General features: G+C 44.3%; 6 protein-coding genes. All 6 read left to right on the forward strand.

Annotation, left to right across the window (positions count from 1 at the left end; translation table 11 throughout):
- Positions 1-554: M20/M25/M40 family metallo-hydrolase (locus ACFO8Q_RS03440; protein ID WP_380024305.1), on the forward strand; the 554-nt coding region annotated here is incomplete at its 5' end.
- 133 nt (positions 555-687) lie between these two features.
- Positions 688-1551: an urea transporter gene (locus ACFO8Q_RS03445; RefSeq protein ID WP_380024307.1), complete on the forward strand. Its 864-nt coding sequence runs from the start codon at positions 688-690 to the stop codon at positions 1549-1551.
- A gap of 49 nt (positions 1552-1600) precedes the next feature.
- Positions 1601-3673 (forward strand): methyl-accepting chemotaxis protein, encoded by a 2073-nt coding sequence (locus ACFO8Q_RS03450; RefSeq protein WP_380024309.1) that lies wholly within the window; start codon positions 1601-1603, stop codon positions 3671-3673.
- Between the two features lie 168 nt (positions 3674-3841).
- Positions 3842-4027: a 2-hydroxymuconate tautomerase family protein gene (locus ACFO8Q_RS03455; RefSeq protein ID WP_380024311.1), complete on the forward strand. Its 186-nt coding sequence runs from the start codon at positions 3842-3844 to the stop codon at positions 4025-4027.
- 13 nt (positions 4028-4040) lie between these two features.
- Positions 4041-4652, forward strand: a complete 612-nt coding sequence (locus ACFO8Q_RS03460; RefSeq protein WP_380024313.1) for a hypothetical protein — start codon at positions 4041-4043, stop codon at positions 4650-4652.
- Positions 4653-4783: 131 nt separating this feature from the next.
- Positions 4784-5862 (forward strand): GerAB/ArcD/ProY family transporter (locus tag ACFO8Q_RS03465; protein ID WP_380024315.1); only part of this gene is annotated, 1079 nt, incomplete at its 3' end.

Here is a 5862-nt window from a genome sequence, read left to right on the forward strand (position 1 = left end):
TGCAGGCACTGTACGAATATCGCCGGACGTTGGATCAAAAACGCTCCAGTGTTCCGGGAATCGAGTCGCCCACGATGGTAGTCGGTTTGATCTCGGGTGGAATCAATACCAACGTGGTACCGGACCAATGCGCGATCCGGATCGACCGCCGATTGATCCCTGAGGAAGACGGGGAACAGGTGGAAATGGAAATTCGTGAATTGGTGGAAAACGTGGTGAAAGGCTATGAAGGAATCCAGGCAGAGATTGAACGGATTCTGCTGGCAAAAAGCTTCAAGCCGACACCGGAAGATTCCCCGCTGATTCAAACACTTGCGGCGAACTGGAAAGAACTGATGGACGGAGAGCCGGAGATTCACGGAATCCCCTTGTACACCGACGCAAGACATTTTGCCGAAGCGGGTGTTCCGGTAGTCCTGTTTGGCGCAGGCCCACGAACCCTGCTCGAAGCAAACGGCCACCGTGCGGATGAACATGTGAGAATTGAAGATTTGGTCAAGGCAACGAAGATAGTCGCATTAACCCTGTACGATTTGCTTAAGGCATCTGAGTGATGAATTCAAATTGCCACTGAGATAGGGCTTTACCTGTACCGCTTGACCAGTGACATCCACGTTCGGATACTGGTCAAGCGGTACTATTTTGTGCAATCGTCATCCAGGAATGGAGCACAGAAAGGGTAGGATTATGGGCAAAAAAGTATTATTAGACGCACTATCAAGCATTGCGCAAATTTTGTTTATCAATCGTCCAATAGCAGGAGGAATATTTTTAATAGGAATATCCGCATATTCTTCTTTAATGGCTTTCACATGTTTTTTGGGAGCAATGGCAGCCAATTTCGCAGCCGCTGTAACAAAAAGATGTCCAGATAAAATAAAAGAAGGTCTTTATGGATTTAACGGGGCACTGATCGGCTTGGCTTTCCCTGTTTTCCTGCCGCATACCGCCTTGTTATGGGTATTGGTTATAGTGGGTGCTGGCTTAACAACCTTGCTCTATGAAATATTCTCCTCACGGTTAAGGATTTCTCCTCTAACCTTTCCATATGTTCTGTTAACATGGTTAGCAATTTTCCTGATGGATATTAAATCTCCCGCTGCCACATGTGAAGTGACTCCGGTATGGGAGATTTCAGTACTTGGGATGGGACAAATTTTCTTCTTGGAATCAATTCTAAGTGGTCTCTTTATTCTAGTGGGAATCTCTCTTGTATCCTGGCGTGAGGCGGTTTGGACTTGGAGCGGGGCGTTGATTGGCTCTCTTCCTGCCTTATGGACTGGTCACTTCTCTGTCTCTCTCGGTCTGATAAGTTTAAATACGGCACTGCTTGTGCTTGGTTTTTTACGTTTTCGACCTGAAGTAAACAAACTGTTTATTCTTGTTTTTGCTGTTCTTGCTGTTTTTATCTTCCAGTTTCTGTATAATGTTCTTTCGTATTTCTCCCTTCCTACTCTGACGTTTCCGTTTATCTTTTCTATGTGGATAGGAACGGCATGTTGTCATCTGCTCTTCAAAAAGCCAGATGTAAAACACTTAAAATTCAGATAATTTCGCATACTTTTATGAGGATGTGCGAAACCAAGAGGAGGCCATCATCGTGGGACAAAGAGTTGCGGCAAAAAAAATTGGCGGAGCGGTGTGGATACGAGACAGTATAGCCAAAAAGCTATCGCTGGCAATGTTGATTCTCATTACGATCGTATTTAGCTTAACGGGATATGTGAATTACGCCCAAACAAAAAATCTGTTATTGCAAAATACAGAGGAGAACCTTTCCGTTAAAAGCAAGGCCATTTCCGATGAACTCAATGCTTTCTTCAGTGAAAAAGGAATGCTGGTCAGGCAGATGAGCACAAATCCAATGATTGTCAACTACTTAAAAACCGCTTCTTCCCGTGACGAAGCGGTGACAAACCCGTATTACAACGGAGTCATGCAATCATTAGAAGCGGTTCAAAAACTGGATAAATCAATTGCGTTTGTATGGACCGCCAGTGAAAAAGCCAATTTCTTGATCGGAAACGGTTCATTTTTATCAAAGCCATCTTTTAATATCCAGGAACGCCCTTGGCATAAAGCCGCATTGGGTGCTGAAGACCTGTATTTCACAGACCCCTATATGGATGAAGTATTTGGAAAAGTGATTATCAGTATCATGAAACAAGTGAAGGACGAATCGTCGAATACAACGGGTTTTGTTGCCATCGATTTGTTTTTGGATCATTTGCCTGCAATTATGAAGTCCTACGAGTTTGGCAAGACAGGATATACGTTTTTGTTGGCAAAGAATGGAACAATTTTATATCATCCGAATCAAGAAAAAATAATGAAAGAAAACCTGCCGGAACTTAAAGGAGAAATTGGTTCCATTGGACAAAAGATGATTGCGGGAGAAAAAGGGCTGAAACTTGTTGAAGTTAACAATCGGATGGAATATGTAGGATATTCACCTGTACCAATAACTGGCTGGTCAGTTGGTACTGCGATGCCGGAAGATGAAGCGTTATCACAAATCGCTTCGTTTACCAGAACAACACTCATGCACATAACCATCTCTATATTGGTTCTTGTTGGTTTGGCTTACTTTCTCCTTAACCATTTGTTAAAGGAAATCCCATCCATACTTGATAAAATCAAATCATTGGCTGATGGTGACCTGACCGTACAGATTCAACGCAAGTCTGATGATGAAGTCGGACAACTGGCCCAGGCAGTAGAAACCATGAGAATGAATTTGAGAAATCTGATTGCTCAAGTTGGTTCCAGTGCGGAGCAAGTAGCCGCATCTGCAGAAGAGTTGACGGCAAGCGCCCAACAATCAAGCAAAGCATCCGAACAAATTGCGGCTGCAATTGAAGAAGTGGCGTCGAATGCCGAACATCAAACCCAAAGCACAGTCGAATCTTCGAAGGCAATGCAAGAAATGGCCATTGGAATTAGCCGAATAGCGGAAAATGCGTCAAATGTTTCGCAGGCTTCCCAAGATACGACAGCAAAAGCGGAACTCGGGAATCAATCCATGCGGCAAGCAGTACGACAAATGGATTCGATTTCGGCTTCCGTAGAAGACTCCAAAGCGGCCATTCTGCACCTCAATCAAAAATCACAAGAAATCGACAAGATTCTTGAAGTGATCACAGGCATTGCGGCACAAACCAATCTGTTGGCGCTCAATGCCGCGATTGAAGCGGCAAGAGCCGGAGAAGCGGGACGCGGGTTCGCGGTTGTCGCAGATGAAGTACGAAAACTGGCCGAACAATCGGCTGAGTCGGCAAAGCAAATTTCGGATCTTGTAATGGAGATTCAAAAAGAAACCGCTACCTCCGTTACATCGATGGATCAAGTGGTAAAAGAGGTTCATAACGGAATTGCCGCAGTCCATGAAGCCGAAATTAATTTCAAAGGCATTTTGGAATCGATGAAGAAAGTCGACGATCAAATTCAAGATATGTCTGCAACTGCCGAAGAGTTGTCTGCGGGCTCCGAGGAAGTGGCGGCATCAGTGACTGAAATATCCCGGATGGCGGAACAAACGGCCGTAAACACACAAAATGTGGCAGCCTCAACGGAAGAACAATTGGCTTCGATGGAAGAAATCTCAGCGTCCGCACAATCATTAAGCAGGATGGCGCAAGAATTGCAACAAATCATATCGAAATTCAATATGTAAAAATCGGCGGTTATTCAGAAATGCAAATTGGTCTAAATTCTTGCATCGGAAGTCTTACCTTGTTAAAATGGAGACAAGAAAATAAAGAAACACAGTTTCATAATTAGAAACAAAATAAATGGGTATGGCAAAGCAGCGAAAGACCATAAATAATTGGGAGGTTTTAAAATGCCCTTGGTAAGAATTGAATTGTTAGAAGGCAGAACCGATGAAATGAAGTCCAAAATGATTCAGGAGGTGACCGCTGCCATGGCCCGCTCGCTTCAAATTGAAGAAGATGCAGTAGATATTATTATCCAGGAAATAAAACGGAAAGATTGGGCCACTGGCGGCGTAACTTGGGATAAACAATAAAAGGGAGAAGATCATGAAAGAAATTCTGGCAGCGTTGCACAGTCGTAAGCCGATTCAATCTCTGAAACCTAAAGCGGTGTGGGATACTTTTTTGGATCGGAAAATTGAAGCTCTATCAGCAGAGGAGCTCTCAGGCGGTGCAAGTGAACAGCAACCATATGCACTGGCTTTCAAATCCGGACTACATCTGTGGAACGACAGTCTGGACAAGTCACATACGATATTACAGGATCCTATGTTGTATGAGCATCACAATACGGGCAACTATTGGCATGGGATCATGCATCGTATGGAAGGGGATTATAGAAATTCGAGAGATTGGTTTGAAGATCTAGTTCATCCGGTTTTCCAAGAGCTGAATCAGAAAGTAACCGCTTTTCTTCAAGACGAAGTACCGGTTGCATCGTTGGAGCAGGACGAAGTGAAAACCGCTTTGGAAAAAATGGCACGTCAAACAGAATGGAACCCTTATCTTTTCATTGATGTTGTGGAAATGCAGGTAACCGAAGGAAAGGATACCGGGGTGCAAGAAGTGCTTGAGAAAATACAATGGATCGAAATGGCCTTATTGCTTCGGTTCACTTATATGAAGAGCAGTGGGCGAGCCATTCTTGATTCGATCTGAATCTGCCGTCTGTTTGGTCCGGGCATAATTGCCCGGATTTTTTTGTTTAATGGAGATAACAGTCTAAAGTTTTAAAATCATGGCAATCCTGCAAGAATGGGAAAAATGTGAGTTTAAAGGTGGATCGCAGCGTGAACAGAGTATCGGGAAACCAAATTTTTTGGATGATCGCGACTATGGAAATCGGGATGACGATTCTTCTTACGATCACTCCATCAGTGACCGAAGCAAAGCAAAGTGCCTGGATTTCGGCTTTGGTTGCCGGAGGATTCGGAATCTTCGTCGCGTTTCTTGGAACCAAGTTAAGTTTGCTCTATCCACGCCAGACATTAATCGAATACAGCCAAACAATCTTGGGGAAATGGCTGGGAAAGGTCATTGTAATCCCTTACTTAATTATGTGGTTTATCAACTGCGGCATTATCCTGCGGCAATCTGCAGAAATCATTGTGGAATATATTCTGCCCGGGACTCCTCTTTCAGTGGTGATTCTCTCGCTAGGATTGGCAATTGTCTTTGCAACTTTGTCCGGAATCGAAGTCATCGGGCGGTTATCTGAGATGCTGGGTCCCGTTATTTTAGTAATGATTCTCATCGCCTTATTTCTCAGTTTCAATAACATGAAATGGGAGAATTTGCTGCCTGTTTATCCTGAGGGCGGATTGATGTCCATCTTGAAAGGGGCTATAGGGCCCGCTGGTTTTTTAGGGGAAGTCATGATGGTCACCATGTTTGTCTCGTTCATGTCAAAGCCGACTCAAGCACCGTCCAAAACGATTTTGGCTGTGGGGATCGCCAGCCTCTTTATATCTGTTTCAATGTTGTTTGTGTTGGCAATACTCGGTCCCAATGTAGCCGGCAGAATGTGGTATCCGTTTTTTACGATGGTACAGATGATTTCCATAGCTGACTTTCTGACCAATGTGGATGCGATTGTTATCGTTATCTGGGTAGGCAGTGTATTTATCAAACTTTGTCTGTACTTTTTTATTGCCAGCTTTGGAAGCGCCCAATGGCTGAATGTGCCGAAATGGACAAGGATGGTCTGGTTTGTGTTCCCTGTTGCAACCGGACTTTCTCTGCTGCCTCGGAATATCGTGGAAGCTTCTATTCTCGTTCCTGAAAAGTTGGGTGCTTATGACCCGGCTTCGACAGTCCGTAGATGTACAAACCGCCACGAGCCCAATCAGGACAAGGGAAGCGGCGGTTG

It is taken from the genome of Effusibacillus consociatus (assembly GCF_042652925.1).
GTDB classification, from domain to species: Bacteria; Bacillota; Bacilli; order Tumebacillales; family Effusibacillaceae; genus Effusibacillus; species Effusibacillus consociatus.

Bases quoted from the DNA above. Each gene is read 5' to 3' on its own strand.
- ACFO8Q_RS03460 (WP_380024313.1), top strand. From the start codon at position 4,041: ATGAAAGAAATTCTGGCAGCGTTGCACAGTCGTAAGCCGATTCAATCT.
- ACFO8Q_RS03445 (WP_380024307.1), top strand. From the start codon at position 688: ATGGGCAAAAAAGTATTATTAGACGCACTATCAAGCATTGCGCAAATT.
- ACFO8Q_RS03455 (WP_380024311.1), top strand. From the start codon at position 3,842: ATGCCCTTGGTAAGAATTGAATTGTTAGAAGGCAGAACCGATGAAATG.